Raw genomic sequence first — 23,451 nt, 5'->3', positions numbered from 1 at the left:
TTTATGGGGAATAACCACACTTCACAGGCTCTGCCTTGCCTAAAAACCAAACACACTGCTGCAAATTCAACCATCAAATACCAACACGCCCTACTAATATGCGTGATTTTATTACCCTTGATGTAAGCCACACGGGAATGCGCTACAGCCAACAAGTAATACAACACACACTTTATTTTTTGCAAACAGGTGCATTTTTACCCCCAACACAAAGAACCAGGGCCCTTTATTAACCACCTAACTGCGGCTAAATTAAGGTCAAAAAAAAGCAAGCCATGTGGCTTGCTTTTTAGTGCCCGTTCAAAGGCTACACACTCTCAACATACTTTTTAAAAACGGTAACTTGCACCCAGTGTAATACGACGGTCAGTTAAACCTTGGAAACACAATAGTGCGCTTTCGTTTACACATGATTGGCTAATTTCAGATTCAGTAATATTTACTGCCTCTAAGCCAATATTAAGTTGCTCGTTCACATCGTAACTAATACTTGCATTAAGCTGGCCACGGTCTTCCTGTACCACTGGGAAACCCCAAGGGAAGCTAGACGTACTACCAAAGTCATTTGAACGATACCCTTCACGCCACGTGTAACGCATACGTGCTGATAGGCCAAATTTTTCGTAGTACAGCGTAAAGTTATACGCGTTTTCAGAAAGGTTAAGTAAGCCTTGAATTTCACTTACTTCAATACCTGGCGTACCGGTGGTTGCTGCAAATACATTACTTGCTCTTGAGGTTGCTGAATTTTCGGTTTCACCACCTGAGAACTCTTGAATTGTATAGTTAGCTAGCACACCAAAACCAGAAGCCCACCCTAGGTCTTTTTCAAAGCCTGATAGGTCATATTGAAAGGCAAACTCAATCCCTTTTTGGGTAGTTTCACCACTATCGTTTACTTTTGTTTCTGTACCAACACATACGCCACGGCCATTCTCAGGGCCAAATACGTTTATATCTGCAATGGGGTTAAATATACCGCCACCTTCACATGGGTCTGTTAAGTCGCGATACCCTGTTACAGGGTCTTCAACTGGCGAGGTTAACTGATTTACGTGTAAGTCTTTACGTGTTTTATGAAAAATACCTACGCTAAATACACTTGCCTCTGCAAAATACCACTCTGCCGATAAATCGTAAGACAGTACTTCTTCAGGTTTCAGTGCTGGGTTACCAAATTCAACTTCGTCATTTGGGCTTGTGCTGTAAGTAATAGACGTTGATAAGTCGTTATAATCAGGGCGACGAATATCTTTACCAACACCAAAGCGTACAAGTACATCTTCTGATACATCAGCCACAAGGTTTAAACGAGGTAAAATAAAGTCATAGTCAGATTCATTGGTAATACGCGTTACCAGTTCATTACCACTACCATCTTGAGTAACCGAGTTACCCGTAGACTCTACGTCTGTTTGAATGTAACGTACGCCAATATTACCGCGTACCATTTCGTACTCAAAGTTAGCTTGTGCATATAGCGCATGGGTGATTTCTTCTATATCAAAAAAACCTGCAGAACTTGAAGTAGGTGCATTTAATGTTTTGCTTGAACCATGCGCAGTCATCGCTGCTTGTAATGTGGCAAGTACCGCATCAGGGTCTGAGGCCACAAGCTCTGGATCAATAAGTAAAAAGTCGCCTATGTATAACGAGCGGCCATCAGCTTCGTTAAAGTTATCTGGGCCTGCCACTAATAAGTCGGCAAATAAATCACCTGTAGGGCTATCAGCCATGGTTCTTAAACCAATGCTTGAGGTAATTTCGTTTTGTTTGCTTTGTGATTTACTGTAGCGGTAACCAAAATCAATAGAGGTTACAATTGAGTCTGTGTAATAAGTTGAATCAATACGAAACGCATCTTCAGAGTTTTCAACCGTATCTTGACCAATATTTACATCACGTAGCACTACATTTGCAGGGTCTAGTAGTTGTTCAACCGTTGGCGCGTACTCTGCCCCCTCTGCAATACCAAATGCCAATGCGCCACCTGATAAGTCATACTCAAACGGCACACTATTATCATTACCGCCACCAGCATCTAACGGCACATTAGGGTTAATAAAGTTAAGCGTTGTATTAAAGCTAGGCGTAGTTGTATCTGAAGATGACGAAGCAATTTCAGCACTAACAAACCACTTATCGCCTTGCCATTCGCCACCGAGTCTAAAAATATTACTATCGGTAACACGCGAGTTTGTATCACTTGAAAAACGAAGGTTAGGATCGTCATCATCGTTTTCTAAATTAACCGGAATGACACCGCGTAAGGCCGCTTGAATAGACCCAAGGTTGGTACCGCCAAGTGAGCCTAAGTTTACGGTTTCAAATTCATCAGGAACCGAAATATCATTAAGCGCACTTACACCAGAAGCCTGTACACGAGAGCTTTCTTGGCGACGTTCTTGATCGTTAACCACAGCATCAAAATAAAACTTTGTGTTGTCGTTTGGCGCCCATTCAATGGTACCTACAAAGTTTTTAGTTTCGTATTCGTAGTTATCGTAATCTTGTACAAAAAATTGAATCGGTAAAAAGTCAAAAGACTGAGCGCTGGCTACACCGCTATCTGCAGTGATAATGTTATCTCTATCTGCACGTGGGCGAAATGCCGTTACATCTTGCTCTGCGTAGCTGCCGCTCACTAACACACCAAATTTACCGTAATCACCTTCCCAGTTATCAGCAAAAGTTCCCGAAAAACGTGGTTGCAAACCGCTATCAGTGCTTAAGCTACTGTGCTCACCTTGCACTCTAATAGTGGCTAGCTGCTCACCTAAATGCAGTGGGCGAATCGTTTTAAGGTTAATAGTACCGCCTACAGAGCCCTCTATTGTTTTCGCTTCAGGCGACTTTATTACCTCTAAACTTGAAATAATTGACGCTGATACATCTTCAAAGCTAATACCACTTCGACCAGAGCCTGAGCCCACCGTTGATACACCGTTAATTTCGGTACGGTTAGCATCGGTACCACGAATTTGTACACCTGTGCCTACACCCGCTTGACGTGTAATTTGAATACCCGTTACGTTTTCTAATACTTCAGCGAGGTTTTGATCGGGTAATTTACCAATATCTTCTGACTGAATAATTTCAACTAGGCTATCTGCAGAGCGTTTTTCAGCAAGTGCATTAGTAAGTGATTGACGAATGCCAGATACTTCGATGATCTCTACATCATCTTCTGCAATTGGCTTGGCTTCCTGTGCGTGTGTGGACATAGAAAGGTTTAATGCTGTGGCAGATATAACTGCTAGCGTAATTTTTGATAACTTGTGATTCATAGTTTTTCCTGTGTGTGTCAGTGCTATGTGTAACTCGCTATATATTTTTTATTAAACGCCTTACCATTTGTCTAAATGGTTAACTTAATATTTACAGCAAAAGCACCAAAGGTCAACCTATTGGCAAACCATTTTCTGTAAAAAAAGCAAAAACAGTCATTACCAATAAAAGCCAATTCGGCATGACAAAAATACTTTTATTACTGACCATAATATAACCACTTGTATTTAATGTGCTTTTAAATCTCAATCAAGGTTAAATAACACACAAAAATAGATTAAAACCTCCTCAATCTTCTCGATATATTTTTTTTATATATACCGCGTTATTTTTATATTTGGCCGCTTTTACCGAATTAATTGGTCAACCAAGATAAAGATAGTAGACTTTTGGCTAACTAATTCGCTGCCAATAACGCAGCGTTACTAAAACTGAGTTTAGTAATGCTGCGCTTTAGGTAAAAAGGTTTAGCCAAGATTTAGTTAAGAGAGTACGCCGCGATTCAAAAAGCTTAGGTTTAATAGCCCACACACATACAAAAAAACCCAATTAGCGGCATACGCTAATTGGGCTTTAAAGTGGGGATCACTGGTTTTGTGTTATAGCTTAAAGCTCATTCCTAAGAATAAACGTGGGCCGTAATCGTTTACTTCACCTAGGTTATCTTCCACAAAGAAGTCTTGTGACTTAGGTGCGCTAAACAAGTTAATGGCTTCAGCTTTAACTCTAAAGTGCTCGTTAATTTTATACGATGCACGCATTTCCCATACACCTACGGCATCAACATAACGTAAGCGGGTACCATTACTGGTATATGGTTGGAAGTATTCACTACGGTATTTATAAATAATGGCCGTATCAAAGTCACCAATTTGGTAATACAGTTGGCTGCTAAATACATGCTCTGAGAACCCCGGCACCGAACCAGGTTCAATAATACCGGCAGTTAATTGAGTAGTATTGCCATCTAGGTCGGTAACGTATGTATCGCCATATAAGCTATCTTCAAACTCAAAGTCAGTATCTGCAAAGTTATAGCCAAATTTTACACCAATACCATTATCCCAACGGTACGAGAACGATGCTTCTAAACCCAGTATATCGCTATCATTATCGGTTGTTACCGAATTTGTCACTGGTAATGATACCGTTTCACCGCCAACCACATAGTCTTCAATTACAGTTTGTTGCTGGAAGCCACCTTGGAACTGTTTGTAGTATAGGCTTAGTGCTAAAATAGAATCTTCATTAGGGTACCATTCAAAGGCTAAGTCGTAGTTCCATGACATTAATGGTTGAGTATCAGGGTTACCTGAACCATCTACGGTTAATAAGTCAGAAAGCGATAGCGCAACAGATTGATCGTCTGTTACAAAGTCGCGATCATAGCCTAAATCAGATGGGTCAGCACGTGACATACCACGGTAAATACCCGCACGCAGTAAAATATCTTCACTGTAATCAACTACTAAGTTAAAGCTTGGTAAGTATTTGGTATAGCCACCGCCGCTTTCGGTTCTTTCTAGTGAATCCCCTACATCGAGGGTTACAGCGCCTGTAGTTTCATCTACATCTACAGTGTAATTTGTTCTAAAGCCTACCGAGGTTACATCAGTATCAACTATACGTAGGCCGAAGTTACCACGAATAAACTTACCAAATACTTCGGTGTCGTAGTTTGCCATTAAGTACACTGAGGTGGTTTTTTCAGTAACATCTATGGTACCGGCATTTTCGTACTCAACATCAGGGTAACCAAATTCACCTGTATAATCAGTGTCTGTAGCCGCTACAGCTTGAGAGAAACACACGTTATCGTAGGTCGCCCACGAAGAACCTGTCCCAGAGCTTATTACATTACCGCTACTATCTACATTTGTTACTAAGTTGCCATCCGATACGCTAGATAAAAAGTCAGATTCTGGGAAGTCAATTTGACAGCCTTGAAGTATCTCTAATGCTGAGTCATCGCCTATCGTGTACTCAGTACGAGACCCATTACCTTGGCTACCACCAAACTGTATAAAGCTTAGTTCTGAGGCTCTAATACCCCCTTCAATACTGGTAAATATATCGCCCTCTAACGCGTAGTCAAAATCAATACGCGCCGATTTAACTACGTTTTCGCGAACATTTTCACGGTCTAAACGTGTACGTAAGCTATCTGTAAAGTTAGAAATATCAGTTACATCAAAGTCCGTTAACGTGAAGTGAGGAATTTCATCGCCCATATCCCAGCTAAACAAATTACGGTCTGCGGTTCTACCACGGTTAGAAATTTGTAGCTCTTCACGCTCAGTTTTTGAATACGCTAAATCAAGATTTACAGTAAGGCGGTCGGTTACCGTGTGCTCAATATTAATACCATAACCTTGGTAGTTTTCTTCACGTGAGAATTGCTCGCCCGCCGATTCAATACGTTCTTCACCTTCCCAATGTAAAATTCCGCCTACATCGTTAGTAACAAGCGTTGGGCCTGTTAAACCAGGTGTTGCGCGTTTTTGTAAAAAAATTAAATCGTGGCGTGCTTCTCTTTGTGTTCTGTCAGAGATTTGTGCATCAAAGTTAACATCCCACTCAGACGACGGCTGGTATTGCATTGCAATAAATACTGCATCACGCTCATCTGAGGTTTCATTTTGACGATAGCTGCGGCTACTACCTGTCCATGCGTATGGAGTGCCATCGCTTTCGGCTTTGCCTGTTTCTGGGTCGATGTTTGTTTGATAACCTTGATTGTTACTACCATTTACTTGGTCTTCACAATCACCTGCGCTGCTTCTGTAAAAGCCTTCATTCGTATTAGTTGGGTCATTTAAACATGCCCAAAGTGAAGAGCCCGATGGGCTTGAGCTTCTGTACTCTGCTTCTGGTTGGCTAATATCTTGGCGCTGCACACCAAAAGACACACCCACTGCTTGGCCATCGGCAAACTCAAATTGGTCAACATAACTAAACGTACCACGATAGCCTGTATCACTTTGCAGTGAGTTTTCTACATTACTTTCATCTGGGTTGTAATTTAGTTTTACTTCGCCTTGTACGCGTTGTTTGCCGTAATCTAGCGGGGCAATCGTTTCAAGTGCTATCACACCGGCTACGCCACCTTCAATCATTGAAGCATCTTGGGTTTTGTAAATAGCGACCTTTTTTACAAGCTCTGATGGAAACTGTGAAAAGTTAACCGAGCGATCACCACTACCATTAGTAGCTTCACGGCCATTAATATGGGTTGCGCTTAAAAATGGGCCTAAACCACGAATGGTGATTTCGGTAGCGCCCCCGTTTTCACGGTGAGATGCGGCACCGGTAATCGACTCAAGCGCTTCACCAATTGACAGCGCGGGTAAATCACCAATATCTTCTGCAGATAAACCATCAACAACCGTTGTTGCCTCACGCTTAATTGCAATTTGATCTTGTATGGTTCTACGAGTACCTGTAACGCTGATGATTTCTACATCTTGCTCTACTTCAGTCACTTTTTCTTGGGCTTCTTGCTGAGCAAAAGCATTAAATGACAATGAGCCTGCCATACCTGCAAGTAAACTTGCTCTAATTAACTTAGCAGCAGGTGAAAGTGCAAAATGATTACAAACAGAGCTGTTTGTAGAATGTTGACGTCTTCTATCCATTTTTAACGACATGCCGCGTTCTCCTTTATCATTGTGTGTGTTGTGCGTAGTTTGCTATTTTTATAAGTATTAATAATGTGCAGTGTGGGCTTATTCATCTTGTGCCACCCACGTAGAGCCTGCACCTACATCAGTGCTTTGGATGTAGTATAAGTTTCTTGCACCTGCTAAGGCTTGTGCTCCATTTGAGTCAGTCTCAAGCAGCGTATTTGTAGCAGTGACAAACTCTGGGATTTCTTTACCATTTGCTTCTGGGTTTTGGTCAATAGCGCCATCGGTGTCGTATTCACCATTGCCATTTACGTTTCTAATATCAACCCAAAGGTCGCTCGCATCGCCCGACTCATAACTGTCACTAAAGCCAAAGCTGTTAGAGAACAGTGATTCAGTATGGTTAATTAGGTCACAGTCGTATTCAAAAGAGTGATCGCTCGACAGCTCGTTAGGGTAAAAGAAACCATAAACAAGCGCGCTGCTTTCAATGGTGTCTTCATCAGTTTGATCGCCCACGCCATTAGCATTTAAATTACCGTTGAAGTTAATTTCAAACGCATTTTTAGTTAAACCATACAGTACAGGTGCATTTTCTGCGGTAAGCTCATCACAATCTCCAACAGGTGCCTTTGAACCTATTTCTGTACTAAATACAAATGGTTGCTGTGAGTTAAGTACCGTATTGTTTGTCACATTAAGGGTAAAGTCGCCTGCGCCATCAAGCACAGCTTGGTTACCTCCATTTGGCACCCCGCCATCAGCTTGTGAAAATGGGTTAGCGGTAAATACAATACCACCGGCTTCTTTATTACCTGAACGAATACCAGCGATGTAGTTATTGCTTACAGTGTGACCTAAAGGCGTAACTAGCACGCCAGCAGGACGATCGCTTGAACTTGCAATATCAGTGGTACGAATAATAATGTTGTCTGATACCGTATTAAATCCACCATCTTCAAGCGAAATACCGCCATTAGGATTTAAAATGGTATTGCCTTTAATCGTCGCGCCAGAGGTTTGTACGCGCATTAAGCGTCGGCCTGTAACAAAGTTTTCTACTCGGTTATATTGAATAGTAAAGTTTGCATCATCAGCAGAGCCTGTACCTGTTGTACTACCTGCGTTAATTAAGTGCAGGCTAGAATTACCAAAATTTGGGTTGCTGCTGGTACCTGTGAAAAGGTTATATTGAATAACGTGGTTAGTGCTCGATGAAGACATTTTGATCACCGAACCATTTTCTGCTTTATCGCGGTTGGCAAAGGTATTACGCTCAACCATTGCGGCGTCGCCTTTAAGCATTAACCAATGGTAGGTAGAGTTATTTAACGTCTCTGCTTCACCATCGATAGTATTTTGTGTAAATGTGAAGTTGTCACCCTCAGAATAAATAACGGCATCTTCTTCGGTTTCACAAAAGCCACCCGATTTAGTATCAATATTTTTAAATGTAAGCCCTTCAATACCCGCGCCATCAACCCCACTGGCTACATGAATACAAAGCTCGCCACTAATTACCGGGCTTTGTCCTTCAACAGCTTTAAGTGTTGCTGCGCTGGTTAGCATAATGGCATCAAGATCGGCATATACACCGGTATTTAAACCAAGCACATCGCCATCACCGAGCCCTGCATTAATAGCACCTAATAGCGCATCCGCATCGCTTATCACTTGCGTGTACACTACTGTATCGGCGGCGCCCGTAATTGTGCTTGAAAAGCCATCGTTATCGGTATAGCTCGCAGTGACCGATATAATCGCGCCAGCTTGATTAGTTGGCGTAAATGTTTTGCTGTTGGTATCTGCAATTGCAACGCCATCAGCAAGCCAAGTGTAAGTAACGTTTTGCTCATCTACCCCGTTGTTATCGCTAATTTCAGCGGTTAATTCGCTAGTCACTAAATAAGGCGTAGCCCCTGAGATGGTGATACTACCCGCTTCATCTACAGCCTCTGCAGAAACAGCAATGGTTGCCTCAGAAAGGTTGTCTTCGGTAAAACCGTGATCGTCCGTGTAGGTAACCTGTACGGTAATAAATTGCCCTAATAATGACTCATCTACAACGTAAGTGCTTTGCGTGGCACCACTAATTGCAACCTCATCAGCAAACCACTGGTAAGTAATTGTGCCGCTTGCGCCATCTTCATCTGTTATTTCGGCTGTAAGTGTATTACCCACCGTAGGTGTGCCAACAATAGCCACCGACCCTTCTGAATTTGCACGCTCTACTGGCGCTGTGGCATTTGATGTAGCTGACTCTGCAAAGCCTCTGTTATCTTCAAATGCTGCATTTACGGTTATAACTTTACCTAGTTGCGATTCGGTAATAGTGTAGGTTGCTAGGGTTTCATCGGCAATTTCAACATCATCTGCAAACCATGTATATGCTACAAGCGCCGGATCAAAACCATTTTCATCCGCTACATTAGCACTTAGTTCATTACCTATAATTGCATCACCGTTAATTTCTACCGTGGCCGCAAAAGGAATAGCTGACACTTCATCGGTGGGCTCACTTAAATGTGACTCATTAACACCGCTGTCATCTGTATAAAGTGCTTGTGCTGTAATTGCAAAACCAATTTGCTCATCTGTTAATGTAAAAGTTGCGTCATTAGCGCCACTTATAACTTGTCCGTCGGCGTACCAGTAGTAGCTTACTTCGCCAGAAATACCATCGGCATCATTCACGCTGGTCGACAATGTTTCGCCCGTTAACGCTGTGCCTGATAGAGCAATAGAGCCCAATGTGTTGTTATTATTATTTGAATCCGTGTCACAACCTATAATGGCAGCTGCAACAGCACATAATGCAAAATGTTTTAATTTCATCATGGCTCTATTCTCCTTAATTGTGTGGTTTAGTATTTAGCAGGTGTTATGTGTGATTTACCAAATACCCAGTGTGTTATTACCAAATTATTTTATTTTTACGCTTCATTGTTAACCAACTTGGTAATATAAGCATAATAAAAACACTTTTACCACTATATTCGTTCAAAATTCATCATATTTTATTAACTGAAAGTTAACTTACGTCTATATCTAATAACGCAGCGTTATTACCAATATTAATTTCACGAATAGATAAACAAGCAACCTTTATGAACAATTGGTTTTACCGAAAGAATTACTCTTAATTGTTACGTAGCGCGATAAGCACATAAAGAATGGAGGGGTGGAAAATACAGGCGTAAAGCTTTAACTGTAATAGCCTATAGATATGAATTTTTGGTGTGTATATAAAATAACGTAGCCACTGCGTTTAACTCACTATTAGTCAGCAGTGGCTTACGTTTTATTTAAAAGGCGTAAGGGCACAATAACCGCCCTTTTGTACTGGGGCCTTAGTCAGATTTAATAAACCGTAGAATTAAAGTAAGTCACAGGTTCACTAGAGCCTAAAATAACAGGCACACGCTGATGCAGCTCATCGGGCTGAATATCTAAAATACGCATGCCTTTAGAGGTGGCTATACCGCCTGCGTTTTCAGTGAGCATTGCCAGTGGGTTAGCTTCGTAAAGTAAGCGTATTTTACCGTTTTCATTACCCGCGCGCGTATCTTGCGGGTACATAAATACCCCGCCACGGCATAAAATTCGGTGCACATCGCCAACCATGGCTGCATTATAGCGAATTGAGCTTTTAGCAAATTCTTCTGATGTATACAGTAATTTATCAAAGTAAACTTGTGTTGCTTCATCCCAGTATCGGTAATTTGCCATATTAACCGAGAACTCACGGCTTTTACTCGGTACTGCAAGCTCTGGTTTTGTAAGTAAAAAGCCACCGTGGGTTAAATCGTGTGTATAACAGCGGGTTGGCCCACCTGTACTCATTACTAGTAACGACGATGGCCCATACAGCACGTAGCCTGCACAAACCTGATTAGTACCGGGTTGATTAAATTGCTCATCACTATCGTAGGGCACATCTACCTTTGCTGGGTAAATGGTAAAAATAGTGCCTATTTGCCCGTTAACATCAATGTTTGATGACCCATCAAGGGGATCAAATGCCACAATATATTTACCATCAGGGTGGGCGCCTACTGCATTATCTTCTTCTTCAGATGCCACTGTTTTTACAAGATCATCATCAATTAAGGTATCTTTTAACAGTTGATTGGCAATGACATCTAACTTTTTTTGCACCTCGCCCTGGATATTTTCGTTAAGGGTAGAGCCTAAAACACCCGCAAGCTCACCTTGGCTTACTCTAAACGCTATTTCTTTTGTGGTTGCTAATAGCGTGCGAATTAACATAATAAGGTCGGTTTCAACCCCATCTTGCTTTAATACTTTATTCAGTCTTTTCATGCGCTATACCTGTTCACACAATTAAGGTCGTCAAAACATTGGATCAGGCGAGCCACCATATGCTGCTCCGACTGACGTAACCACACACGTGGATCATAGTATTTTTTATTGGGTTTATCTTCGCCATCAGGGTTACCAATTTGGCCTTGCAAGTAGCCTTGTTTTTCTTGGTAGTAGTTTAATACCCCGTTCCAACTCGCCCATTGGGTGTCGGTATCAATGTTCATTTTTACCACCCCGTAGGTTAGCGACTCAGCAATTTTACTGTGCTCAGAGCCACTCCCACCGTGAAATACAAAATTAATAGCGTTATGCTCTAAATTAAATTTTTCAGCTACATAGGCTTGCGAGTCGCGTAATATGGTAGGTGTTAATACCACATTGCCAGGCTTGTATACGCCGTGGACGTTACCAAAAGAAGCAGCAATGATAAAATTAGGGCTTATTTTACTAAGTCGCTCATAGGCGTAGGCTACATCTTCTGGTTGAGTGTAAAGCGCAGAGCTGTCGAGGTGCGAGTTATCAACCCCGTCTTCTTCTCCGCCGGTACACCCGAGCTCTATTTCAAGTGTCATGCCTATTTTTGCCATCCGCGCTAAATAACGCTCACAAATTTCTATATTTTCTTCCAGTGGCTCTTCTGACAGGTCTATCATGTGCGATGAAAAAAGCGGCTTGCCTGTTTGTGCAAAATACTTTTCGCCTTCATCTAATAAACCATCAATCCAAGGCAGTAGTTTTTTTGCTGCGTGATCTGTGTGCAGCATGACAGCAACGCCATAGTGTTTCGCCACGTTATGCACATACTGTGCAGCACTTATTGCCCCAACAACGGCAGATTGCTGGCCCTCTAGTGCTAAACCTTTACCACAAAAAAACTGCGCTCCCCCATTAGATAGTTGAATAATGACCGGCGACTTCATTTTTTTTGCGGCCTCTAAGGTGGCATTAATTGACGATGTGCTCACCACGTTTACAGCAGGCAATGCATACTGATGCGTTCGTGCGTGTTTATACACTTCGCTTACTTCATCGCCAACAACAACGCCTGGTGCAATGGTTGGGGCTAAATAATTCATTTTTTGCTCCTTGCTATTTTAAAGCCTCGATACAAGAGTCTGTAATGGCTTGCCAATTACCCTGCGCTACCCATTCTTTTTTAGCAACCCAGGTACCGCCTACTGCAAATACATTGTTTAACGACAAGTAATCCATTTTATTTTTTTCGCTTACACCGCCAGTCGGGCAAAAGCTCACTGCACGAAATACAGATGAGACAGCAGAGACAAACGGCGCACCACCAGCCAGTGAAGCAGGAAAGAGTTTTTGCTCTTCAAAACCATACTCAAGCGCCATTAATATATCGCCGGTATTTGATACACCTGGCAATACTGGCACGTTACACTTAACCAGCTCACTTAATAGTGTAGGCGATACAGCGGGAGTAACTATAAAATCTGAGCCTGCTTCTAGCGCTTGCTTTAAAATTGTTTCGTTAATAACGGTGCCTGCGCCCACTTTTAGCTGTGGAACCTGTTCTTTAATGGCTTTAAGCGCATCAATTGATGTATCTGTTCTAAGAACAACTTCTACCAAAGTTAGGCCTGCCTCTGCCATTGCTTTAGCAATGTTTACACCTTGCTCTGGCGTGCCTGCTTGAATTATAGGTAGCAGAGTTTGCCCTGCCATTAGTTCAGAAAAGCGAGTCATGCGTTATTTCCCTTATTTTAAGTAATCGTGCTACTTAGTGTTATAAATTGAGTAAATTAGCCAGTTAGAGACCTGATTTTGCCATGGCTTGTTGAAATACATCTTTTGGTGCAATAGCACCGGGTTGCTGAATAACAGCGCCGGCAGCCTGCGCGCCCAGCTTAACCGCTTCGCTAATTGGGCGCCCATCTAAGCGCGCTCCTAAATACACGCCGTTAAAGGCATCGCCTGCGGAGGTTGTATCAACAACGTTTTTAACCGGCGTAATACTGTGGCTTTGCACTGTATTAGCCTCTTTTGTAACGACTGAATCGGGGCCGTTTTTTACTATAATTTCGTTAATGTTGTACGGAGCCAAATAATCAATTACCTCTTCTACACTTTGCACGTTGTAAAGCGTTTCTAAGTCTTCAACGCCGGGTAACGTAATATCGGCTAGGCTAAATGCACTATGGTATTGCGCTTTAGTTTGCTCAACGTTATCCCAAAGTCGCGCACGGTAATTTGGGTCAAATACTATTTTTACACCCGCGGCTTTAAGTTGCTTTACTATGTCCCAAAACTGCGCTCTTGCTTGCTCTTCTATTACGGCTAAAGAAATACCCGAAAAGAAAAACATATCACCCGATGACAGCTGCTTAACAAGCTCAGGGCTGATAAATTCAACCACCTTTTTGGCTGCTGAATCATCCCGCCAATAAATAAAACTGCGCTCGCCTTGCTCGTCCGTTTCTATGTAATACATACCTGGGACTTTACTGTTATGAGCAAATACATAGTCTGTATTTAGTTGCTCACTTGCAAAACGCTCACGCATTTTTTTACTTAAGTTATCTTCCCCTAAAGCGGTAATAACTGAGGTGGTGATTTGTGGGAAACAACGCTTTAAGTAAACTGCCGAATTGTATACGTCACCTGCAAATGACTGATGCAATGTAGAGGGAACAGTCGCTCTTAACTCAATCATGCACTCGCCAATAAAGTAAATATTTTTCATTATTATCACTTACCTTAGGTAGTAAATGGCTGTGAGAAACACAGCCATTGCCAACAAATTAGTTAGGCTTTTTCAATGGTTCAATTTTTGGAATTAAGATCCATACAGCTGCCATTGCAATAATTGCTAAAGACGCGCCTATCACAAACGCCGGTGTATAATTACCATCCGCTGTTAAAATAGGTACCAATGACGTAAGGCCTACAGCACCTAATTTAGCGGCCATGCCAGAGAAGCCCGACAACGTACCTACCGCTTTTTTACCCAGTAAGTCGCTTGGTAAGGTTTGCACGTTACCAATAGCGGTTTGAAAACCAAATAAAATAACAGCCATAATAAGTACCGCAATTACTGGCTCCCCAGGGTTTGCCATTGCAAGCAGCGCCGGCAACATAATTAAACACCCTAATGTGATGGTCAGCTTACGTGTTTTATCGGTATTCCAACCTGCTTTGAGGCGGTTTTGGGCAAGTAAGCCACCAAACCAAGCACCAAACATAGCGCCTACATACGGAACCCAGCCATAAATACCAATCGCTTTAACATCCATGCCATACACTTCGTTTAAGTAAATTGGTATCCAAAAAACAAATAACCACCAAATAGGGTCGATAGCTGCAGAGGCTATAATTACGCCCCAGCTTTGCTTACGAGAGAGTAACTCGCCTGTAGACGGGTTATATTCTTCTTCGTCATCGCTTGTTACATCACCGTTATCATCAACGCGTCTTTGTCCGGTAAGAATGTACTCACGCTCTTCTTCACTTATCCAAGGGTGAGAGCCTGGAGGCGCTTTTACCAATATAATCCAAGGAACTAACCATAAAAAACCTAAGGCACCAACAAATACAAACACCATTTGCCAGCTAAAATACACGGTTAAATAAGCAATAAGCGGGATAGCAATAATGCCACCAATGGCTGCGCCAGAATTAAATATACCTTGCGCTAAAGCACGCTCTTTAGTTGGGAACCACTCGGCATTACCTTTAGCTGCACCGGGCCAGTTACCAGCTTCGGCTACACCTAAAATTGCACGAAAAATACTTAAGCTAAGCACCCCTTGTGCAAAAGCATGGGCAACAGTGGCTAATGACCACACACCAATTGAAAGCACAAAACCTAAACGCGTGCCAACCCAGTCAAAAATTTTGCCAAAAATAGCCTGGCCAAATGCATAAGCAAATACGAATACTATAGAAATATTAGCGTAAATTTGTTTACGCTCTAACGCAGATTCATCAGGGAACATCTCTTCCACAATGTCTGGCCATAAAACGCTAAGCGCTTGACGGTCGATGTAGTTAATAATGGTAGCAAGTGCAATTAGCACTATAACCCACCAGCGTAAGCCTTGAATTTTCATAGGTTATTCCTCAAGAAAGTCTTCACGAGCTGGGCTAAAGGTATCAATCAGTATACCGCCAGTTGGGCACGTTGCACCGTGATCAGCAAAAGGAGGAATAAAACAGCTATCACCCGCTTTTAAGATTTTAGTTACGCCATCAATGTTAAAGTGAAACTCACCCTCAACCACATACGTTACTTGCGAGTGCCTGTGTGCATGGTTATAACCAATAGCCCCTTCTGAGAACCAAATTTTCACGGCCATTAGCTCTTCGTTATAGCCAAGCATTTGGCGTTTTAAGCCATTACCTAAATCTTCAATCTCGGTTTCGTTACCAAATGAAAAGTGTGCACTTTGCTTTTGCATCCTGTTTACTCCTGATTATTCTTCATCGCATAAACGCCAAGGCGGCCATTTAAGGTGAATGCTTTATTTTGATATGTGAATGTGTGTTTAGCTGCTTTATCGGCTTTGTTGATAGCAACCAAATAGGTATTATTTTTTACTTTAACTTCAATTAGGTCTAAGTGCTCTTGCGCGTCATACTTAAGTGACGATACACGGCTAACAGCCTCTAGGGTATATTCTTTACTTGGGTTGTATTCACCGTGAGGCTCAAGTACTGAAATAAATTTATGCTGTTTTTTACCTTCTACGCGGCGAATGTAGCCATTTTCGTTACGAAGATTAAAGTGTGGATCGTTTGCCCCTATTTGCGTAAATAAGAAAGACTCATCCCCTTTCACTAGGCTAGTTTGTGTATAAAAACGGCCGTTGTCGTTTAACCACGTTACCTTTGCTAGGCCTTCATCTGGTTGTGCCTGTGCTTTTAACCATAAATGTTGATAGCCATTTTTATCACCCAGCGCAGCTAAGCTTTTGGTGTTACCAAGTAACTCAAAGCTGGTATCAATTAATTGGCCTTTGTAATGCAGTGGTAAATCAATTTTATGGGAGGAATCTGCAGTCACATTAAAAATATCAACTGCAAGCGTTCTTTCAAGCATAGGTAAATTAATTAACGCTAACGTGCGTTCAAGCTCAACACCTTTGTAAGCGGTGCTTATTTGCCCGCTTGACACCGTTCCGTATTGGTTTGTTTCAAAGAAATTAAGCGTAGGATGATTGTTATTACCCAGTTTAACATTTGCATTAAAATGCGAGGTTTCATCAATCACAACCGTATTGTGTGCCACGGTATGTTTTGCGTAAGTTTCGTTTTCTGGTAGGTAACGGCCGCCGTATTTAGCCTCAACATTTAAAAAACGTGCAGCGCCATAATCAGACACAATTTCATTGCCATGATCGTAAAACTGCCATGTTAATTTATCAAAATGTCCATGCCCTAAACCCTGCGCGGCAGGTTTAAATAAAAGTGCTTGGTCGCCACCAGTTTGCGTACGCATTACTACCAACGCCCCTTGCTCGCCATCGTTACCATCGCCAAATGCTACCGATTTAAATACATAAGGAGTTTGCTTATTTTTATCCAGCGCTTGAGCCACTTTTAGGCCATCGCCAGAGAGTATTATTTGATTTTGCTTTTTAGCTATATCTAAGTAACCAGTATCGTGTGTTAAACCGTAAGCGGCTGTTACACCGTGTACCAGCTCTATTGTGTCTATACCTTTACTTTTAATTGCATCGTTTATCGGGAAAAATAAACCGTTATAGCTTAGCTGAATAGTAGTATCAATGGCTTTAAGTAATATGCCATCGCGATATTCAAAAATGTCTCGCTGCGGTTCGTTGTTTTCAATTGCTTTAGCAAAGGTAACAAACGGAAGTAGTGCAAAGCGTTGATAATAAGGACCTTCGTTGTAATAGCCCTGTGGCGAAAACAGCATGTCTAGCTGCTTAATAAAGCCACCCTCGCCCGATTTATCTAAATCGTAAAGAGACTTTTCGACCCACTCAGATTCATCTAACACATACCCTGCCATGCCTACACCGGCTGTAGCCCACGTACCATGGTTATGTACCTTGTTAAAGGTTGATGGCTGGCCTTGTGATAAAAATAACGATACTGGACGCAGTAAGTCATTTTCGATGGTTTTAATATTAGCGGCGCTTAACGCATCATGCACTAAATCGTATGCTTGAATGGTATAAACAAGCCACATGGCCTCATTAAGGCTTTGCCAAAATAGTTTACCTGGGTTTTGCGACTTAACTTTGCGCTTAGGGTGTACATCAAGTGTTGGGTATAATTTGGCATACTCAAGCAACATATCACGTACGTAATGAGCGTATTTATCATCTTGGCTAAGCTGATAAATAACACCGGCGTTATACATAAGCTGATAATTTTTTTTGTGTCGTTCGTGGGTATACCCTCCCCCACCGTCTTTTGGTACAGGCACTGTTATAGGGCTTTTAATTTGCTCATCCACTTGTGCTTTAAGCGCTGCAAATGCGTTGGCAAACTTACCCTGTTCATTGTTGCTAATTGCTTGGCGCATTTGCTTTACATCATCATTGGTTATTACCAAATTTGGATGCGCTGCGTAGGCGTTTATCGATAAAACTAAGGCACTTACAGTAACACCCAGCGTTTTAAATAATGACTTATTTTGGGTTAAATTCATCATTGTTAGTTCACCTTATTTAAAACGTTGTTATTTTTAATCGTTGCCGTGTGCGGGCCCGCTACACGTAACTCTTTTACGCTTGGCGCTTGAGTTGCATCAAAGGTGTTATCTGTAATGGCTGTTATTGGCTCACCAACCGTGTGCTCAATTTTAATCGGTGCCGATTTTTCAAATACGTTGCTTACAATATTTGTGACTTGTACACCGTGCGCATACACACTCGCTTGCGCCTTGTTACGCTTACCTAAACCTACTTTAGTTAGGGTGTTATTGGTCATTAATAAATGCGGACCAAAGGTGCTTTCATCACTTCCCCCTCGGTATAACTTAACGACGCCACCGGCTACCTCATTAAAGGTATTGTTTTTAAGTGTTACATACTCTGCGTTATAAATACCTAAGTCTTCTATTTCGGTATCAAGACGTAAAATATCGCCAGTTACATTTTTAAAGGTGTTATTTACTAACGTGATTTCATCTGCCATAGCCCCTTTACCCGTTACAAAAAAGTGAAATGAGTGATTAATATCAAGATTAGTTAATTGTGAGTTGTGTATTTCAAAGCGGTAGTTATCAACCATGCCCCACTTTTTAGTACGTACCACACTATTATTAATGGCATCAGGTGCGTTTTCACCCGAGATAACTAAACCATCTAGCTTTAAGCTACCGCCATCATGAATTTCGAATAAGGTGGAGCGTTGGTAGGTCAGCTTAGCTTTACCAGTATGTTTAGCCTTGATGGTAAGCACTTTTGTTATTTTAACGAGTTTAGATACATCGTATTGACCATCTGCAAGCTCTAATACATCACCCGTTTGGGCTGCATTGATTGCGTTAAGTAAGGCATCTGCAGTTGCTTTAACCTGGTGAGTTTCACCCGTATCAAATGCCACAACTTGCTCTGTTTTTGGATACCAGCTAACGCCGGTATCGGCCTTTTTTAGCACCTTTAAACCGCGTTTAGCACCTGCACTAATTTTGCTTGATTCAGGATACAGTAAACCGTTACTAGCTCTGGTTAGTGTTACATTTTGCTGTTTAACACCGTAATTTAACTCTTTTAATACCTGGGTATTAGCTACATTTTTACTAAATTTAATACCGCTTACATCATCAAAGGTTGTAAAAGGCTGCTCGCCATTTTGATTAATAATAAGGTTATTTTTCATTACGCTATTAATTGGCGCAGCGCTTCGCTCACTATCGCTACCTGCGCCAAGTTGTATATGACGCACATTTACATAGGTATTGTTTTCAATTGTCGCGTTTTCTACCTGATGGTAGCGATTTATTGGTGAGTTAGGTACGCCGTTCATAACCGTAAAACCACTGCCAAAACGGTAGCCTGTTAAACCTTCTAAGTAGTTATTTTTTACTGTTTGGTTTTTATTAATGATGCGAATGCCACCTGTGTGATCTACACCGTTACCAAAGAAAACGTTCTCTTCTATAATATTGCCATTACCATGGCGCAACGTTAGTGTGCCGCGAGATTCAAAAAACACATTATTGCGGATTTGGTTTTTCCCTGATTTAACCGAGATTATTTCTACTTCGCCGTTAGTACGTTCAAAGTAGTTGTTTTCAACTACGGTAAATGAATCACTTAATGAATAGTGGCTAGTACCAATGCGCAGTGTTTCACCGCCGTTAGATCCAAAAGTAGGACGATAGCCAAAGAAGTTATGATCAATTTGATGGTGGTTTTGTTGGCTTTGCTCACTATTAAGCCTTACTGCAACCGTAACGCCTTTGTTACGTTTACCTACTAAGTGGCTGTGATCAAAACGATTGTGTTTACCATATAGAGCTACCCAATAGTCTGATTCTCGCTTATCGGGGTTATTGTAGTTATCGATAACGACTTGTGTTACGCGGGAGTGAGTAGCAAGCTCATCTTTATTTTTACGAAATTCAATAACGGCTGAGCTAGGCGTATAACCATTTTTAAATACAAGCCCTGACACTTCTAAATACGAACCCGCCAGTCTTAAATTAGATTGCCCTGATAAAATAACGTTACCCTTGGTTTGCGCTGTAAGCTTTATAGGGGCGTTTTTGGTTCCTTGGCCTTGTAATAAAATTTCGAAATTAGACCACGTACCGTCTTTGAGAGTTATTTTATCGCCGGCAACGAGTTTGTCAGAGATTTCTTGAAAAGCTTGTTTAGTGTCTACAAAATAATCTTTGGCTGCCAATTGTGTGGATGTGCACCCAATAAGAACTAGGCTAAGCTTTATTATATTAATTAAACGCATAGATAACTCTTTTTCAGTGTGACCGGAAGTAATGCCTTATCAATAGTAATGCTGCACTCATTGCACAAAGCAGGTTAAATCTAGCCAATTGATGTTGTGTGTGTTTTGGTGCTTTAACTACGTTAAAGCACCCAATGTTGTCGGTATTACTTTTCTAGAGTTTTAAAGTAATCAAAAATTTCTGGTACGTTGCCTTGCCCCATACCTGCATCAAATGCCGCTTGTAAGTTAGCAGATGACCCTTCAGCAATTTTTGATTCAGTCCCAAGGTCTGAAACCATTTGTAGGAAGTAGCCTAAATCTTTGTTTGCATTGGCAATTGAAAAACCAAGGTCGCTTACATTGTCTACCGCGTAGTTTTTACAAAATTGCATAAATGGAGAGCTAGAAGGCCCTGTCGACATAATGTCAAATAGTTGCTGGCGGTCTACACCCGCTTTGTCTGCTACAGCAAACGCTTGTGACATAGCACATACCGTGGTCATACCCATAAAGTTATTGATTAACTTAGTTGTATGTCCTGCGCCTAGCTCACCTAGGTGAAATACGTTTTCGCCTTGATCTTCAAGTACAGGTTTAACTTTATTGAAGGTGTCAATATCACCCGCTGCCATAATATTTAATAGGCCGTCTTTAGCATGGGCTGGAGTACGCCCTAGTGGTGCGTCAATCATGCCTGCGCCTTTAGCGGCTAGATCAGCACCAATTTTTTTAGTAGATGAAGGAATTGATGTACCAAAATCAATTAATACCGCGCCTTCTTTAATACCCGCTAAAATGCCATCTTCTGCGTACACAATTTTTTCAACAACTGCTGATGTTGTTAAACAAAACATAATTATGTCTGCACCTTGTGCAAGCTCTTTTGCAGTGCTTGCTGTTTTTGCGCCTCTGCTAACGCATGCAGCAACCGCATCTTTGTTTAAATCCATAACAATAAGCTCATAGCCTTTGTTCTGTAAGTTTTCGGCCATATTGCCGCCCATTAAGCCAAGGCCGATAAAACCGATTACTGGTTTAGACATGAATAACTCCTAAATATGATGGCGCGTGCTTTTATGAGTACGAGTAATGATTTACCCCATAAATAGGTACGCTGTGTCGTTTAATTCAATTTGCTAAAGTAACCCTGAGCATGTTCGTTTGAATAAGTAACCCGCCGCGTTATTACCATTTGAGCGAATAAAAACAGAGTGATTACACGCTGTATATTGTTGACCGATTACGTATTTATTTCGTTATGCTTAGCATTGCTTTGATTATTTATTAATACCTTGGAGAAGCTAAAACCAAGCAACTTACCAATTGGTATGCAAAAACTGTATTACCATACACCAATCTTGTCAACCAATAAGTTAACTTTGTAAACCAAGGTAATTTACAATTTATTTCAAATCAACAAAATAACAATAATAAACAACTAGTTATAGGTAGTATGGAAATCAAATTAATTCCACTCACTTTTCCCTTCTTTGGTTAGAGCTTAATAAAAAATAGGTTGACCAATAAGTGCAACAACTTTATAAACTCGTATAAATAGCGTGGCTATAATTACATTGTGCACTAACCCATTGTTGGTAAAACCACTAATTTAGTGTGCTAATATTATGGCAATCCGTGGTTGTAAATGCCTAGCCTTGCCCACATTTAGCTTAAATTGCCCGAACTCAGGTTAAGAAGTTTACTTACGTATTAAATCGTACTGATATTTTAATTTATTTCACAAGCCGAGGTTTTCAGTGAAGGCAAAGCCACTTGCGCGGCAATAGCTAGGCTTATTGCAAGTAAATTTGACGCAATGAGTGCGCAAATAGCTGGTTAATATAAACTTATTGTTCACAGTTGAGGTAAAATAAGCCCCTAGGTATATGGCAGGCTCTGGCCTTTGCAATGCGGTTATGGATACTCCATAAAGACGCTATGCTCCACACCTATTTAAATTTAAACTCACAGAGGTAACCTAAATGCGTTTATTACACACAATGTTGCGTGTAGCCGACTTAGAAAAGTCACTTTCTTTTTATACACAGATTTTAGGAATGAAAGAATTACGCCGTTCTGACAACGAAGAGTATCGTTATACATTAGCTTTTGTAGGGTATGGTGAAGAGGATAGTAATACTGTGTTAGAGCTTACTTATAATTGGGATGAAAATAGCTACGATCTTGGTAATGCATATGGCCATATAGCTATTGAATTTGACGATATATACAAGGCATGTGACGACATAAAGGCCGCTGGTGGAAACGTCAGTCGAGAACCGGGGCCAGTAAAAGGTGGCACAACAGAAATTGCTTTTGTGAAAGACCCTGATGGCTATTCAATTGAGCTTATTCAGAAAAAGAAAAACAAAGCTCACTAGGGAATAAAATTTATCAAAAAGGTGCCTAGTCGCACCTTTACCTTAGTTGGCTATCTTTACTTGCTCGGCGGTTTACGCCAGCAACGCCTTTGCCTTTAGCCTCAAGCTCGCTTTGACACGCCACACAGTGCCTAACACCTGGCAGCGCTAACCTGCGTGCCTGTGGTATTTCACAATCACACTCATCACAGAATTCAGCACTCGCGCCTGAGATTAAATTTTGCCTTGCATATTGCACTGCATCGTTAACACTTGCATCGATTTGATCTTGAATTGCGCCATCACGCGCCCAACCACTTGCCATAATTAACTCCTAATAATAAGAAATTAAGCTAAAAGGTTAGCAGCACAGCGCTTTATAAATGCTGAATATTTTGTACAGGCTTTATTGATTGAGCTATTTAAAGGATGAATAAATATGGTTAAGAGTAATTTGAAATTTAGTTGTGCTATCCATTTTATCTACACATGCAGTTATAAGTATGTATTTTTAACGCAGCTAGCAAAAAATTTATCACTGTAAATGAATAATTATTATTGCGGATCGGTCTTGAAAACCAAAGAAATTATACGTAGGTGATTATTAATTAAATAGATAGGTTTTTAGATATTGAAGAAAATTAAAAGTGTAAAACTAAAATTTTAACGGATAAGCGGTAGAAATTAATGCACTGGATAGCGCTGAGGAAGTTATAGATTTATACACTACTAAAATAGTAAGTGGCGTCCCCAAGGGGATTCGAACCCCTGTTACCGCCGTGAAAGGGCGGTGTCCTAGGCCTCTAGACGATGGGGACACTAAAAAGTGTCACTAGGACAACTGAATGGTTTGACTCGTTTCAGGCGAGTTTTATTAATAACACTACCCTACTATAAATAGTAAGTGGCGTCCCCAAGGGGATTCGAACCCCTGTTACCGCCGTGAAAGGGCGGTGTCCTAGGCC

The 23,451-nt window shown here is 41.3% G+C and carries 14 protein-coding genes and 1 tRNA gene; 1 reads left to right on the top strand and 14 read right to left on the bottom strand.

Annotation, left to right across the window (positions count from 1 at the left end):
- Nucleotides 1-329: 329 nt before the first annotated feature.
- The 12 genes from B4F91_RS07575 to B4F91_RS07520 form a co-directional block, all read right to left on the bottom strand.
- Nucleotides 330-3,287 carry a TonB-dependent receptor gene (locus B4F91_RS07575; protein WP_286939084.1) on the bottom strand — a complete coding sequence of 986 codons (2,958 nt, stop codon included), beginning with the start codon at nt 3,285-3,287 and terminating at the stop codon, nt 330-332.
- 600 nt (nt 3,288-3,887) lie between these two features.
- On the bottom strand, nt 3,888-6,935 hold the full coding sequence (locus B4F91_RS07570; protein WP_264390216.1) for a TonB-dependent receptor: 3,048 nt from the start codon (nt 6,933-6,935) through the stop codon (nt 3,888-3,890).
- Nucleotides 6,936-7,013: 78 nt separating this feature from the next.
- Nucleotides 7,014-9,749, bottom strand: a complete 2,736-nt coding sequence (locus tag B4F91_RS07565; protein ID WP_286939108.1) for a poly(beta-D-mannuronate) lyase — start codon at nt 9,747-9,749, stop codon at nt 7,014-7,016.
- A 525-nt stretch (nt 9,750-10,274) separates the two neighbouring features.
- Nucleotides 10,275-11,237, bottom strand: a complete 963-nt coding sequence (locus B4F91_RS07560) for a class 1 fructose-bisphosphatase (protein ID WP_154945891.1) — start codon at nt 11,235-11,237, stop codon at nt 10,275-10,277.
- Nucleotides 11,234-12,316 (bottom strand): class II fructose-bisphosphate aldolase, encoded by a 1,083-nt coding sequence (gene fbaA, locus B4F91_RS07555; RefSeq protein WP_024034154.1) that lies wholly within the window; start codon nt 12,314-12,316, stop codon nt 11,234-11,236. The genes B4F91_RS07560 and fbaA overlap by 4 nt, the downstream gene beginning before the upstream one ends.
- Before the next feature lie 13 nt (nt 12,317-12,329).
- Complete coding sequence (gene eda / locus B4F91_RS07550) at nt 12,330-12,947, bottom strand: bifunctional 4-hydroxy-2-oxoglutarate aldolase/2-dehydro-3-deoxy-phosphogluconate aldolase (protein WP_286939080.1); 618 nt, start codon at nt 12,945-12,947, stop codon at nt 12,330-12,332.
- 64 nt (nt 12,948-13,011) lie between these two features.
- Nucleotides 13,012-13,944, bottom strand: a complete 933-nt coding sequence (locus B4F91_RS07545; protein WP_286939078.1) for a sugar kinase — start codon at nt 13,942-13,944, stop codon at nt 13,012-13,014.
- A 58-nt stretch (nt 13,945-14,002) separates the two neighbouring features.
- On the bottom strand, nt 14,003-15,310 hold the full coding sequence (locus B4F91_RS07540; RefSeq protein WP_024034157.1) for an MFS transporter: 1,308 nt from the start codon (nt 15,308-15,310) through the stop codon (nt 14,003-14,005).
- 3 nt (nt 15,311-15,313) lie between these two features.
- Nucleotides 15,314-15,658, bottom strand: coding sequence for a cupin domain-containing protein (locus B4F91_RS07535; RefSeq protein ID WP_004589273.1), 345 nt, complete (start codon nt 15,656-15,658; stop codon nt 15,314-15,316).
- Nucleotides 15,659-15,663: 5 nt separating this feature from the next.
- On the bottom strand, nt 15,664-17,883 hold the full coding sequence (locus B4F91_RS07530) for a heparinase II/III domain-containing protein (RefSeq protein ID WP_414704605.1): 2,220 nt from the start codon (nt 17,881-17,883) through the stop codon (nt 15,664-15,666).
- A gap of 2 nt (nt 17,884-17,885) precedes the next feature.
- On the bottom strand, nt 17,886-20,144 hold the full coding sequence (locus B4F91_RS07525) for a chondroitinase-B domain-containing protein (RefSeq protein ID WP_286939077.1): 2,259 nt from the start codon (nt 20,142-20,144) through the stop codon (nt 17,886-17,888).
- 146 nt (nt 20,145-20,290) lie between these two features.
- Nucleotides 20,291-21,169: an NAD(P)-dependent oxidoreductase gene (locus B4F91_RS07520; RefSeq protein WP_024034160.1), complete on the bottom strand. Its 879-nt coding sequence runs from the start codon at nt 21,167-21,169 to the stop codon at nt 20,291-20,293.
- A gap of 939 nt (nt 21,170-22,108) precedes the next feature.
- On the opposite strand from B4F91_RS07520, the gene gloA reads away from it, so the two are divergent.
- Nucleotides 22,109-22,507, top strand: coding sequence for a lactoylglutathione lyase (gloA, locus tag B4F91_RS07515; protein ID WP_004589277.1), 399 nt, complete (start codon nt 22,109-22,111; stop codon nt 22,505-22,507).
- A 37-nt stretch (nt 22,508-22,544) separates the two neighbouring features.
- On the opposite strand, the gene B4F91_RS07510 is transcribed toward gloA, so the two are convergent.
- Nucleotides 22,545-22,811 (bottom strand): DksA/TraR family C4-type zinc finger protein, encoded by a 267-nt coding sequence (locus B4F91_RS07510; RefSeq protein WP_024034161.1) that lies wholly within the window; start codon nt 22,809-22,811, stop codon nt 22,545-22,547.
- A 417-nt stretch (nt 22,812-23,228) separates the two neighbouring features.
- Nucleotides 23,229-23,304, bottom strand: a tRNA-Glu gene (locus B4F91_RS07505).
- Nucleotides 23,305-23,451: the final 147 nt, after the last annotated feature.

Origin of the sequence: Pseudoalteromonas sp. UBA6610, from assembly GCF_002433295.1 — a bacterium.
In the GTDB taxonomy this organism is placed as follows: domain Bacteria; phylum Pseudomonadota; class Gammaproteobacteria; order Enterobacterales; family Alteromonadaceae; genus Pseudoalteromonas; species Pseudoalteromonas atlantica.
The sequence above is the reverse complement of the archived record's forward strand: the minus strand, read 5'-3'. Positions and strand labels throughout refer to the sequence as shown.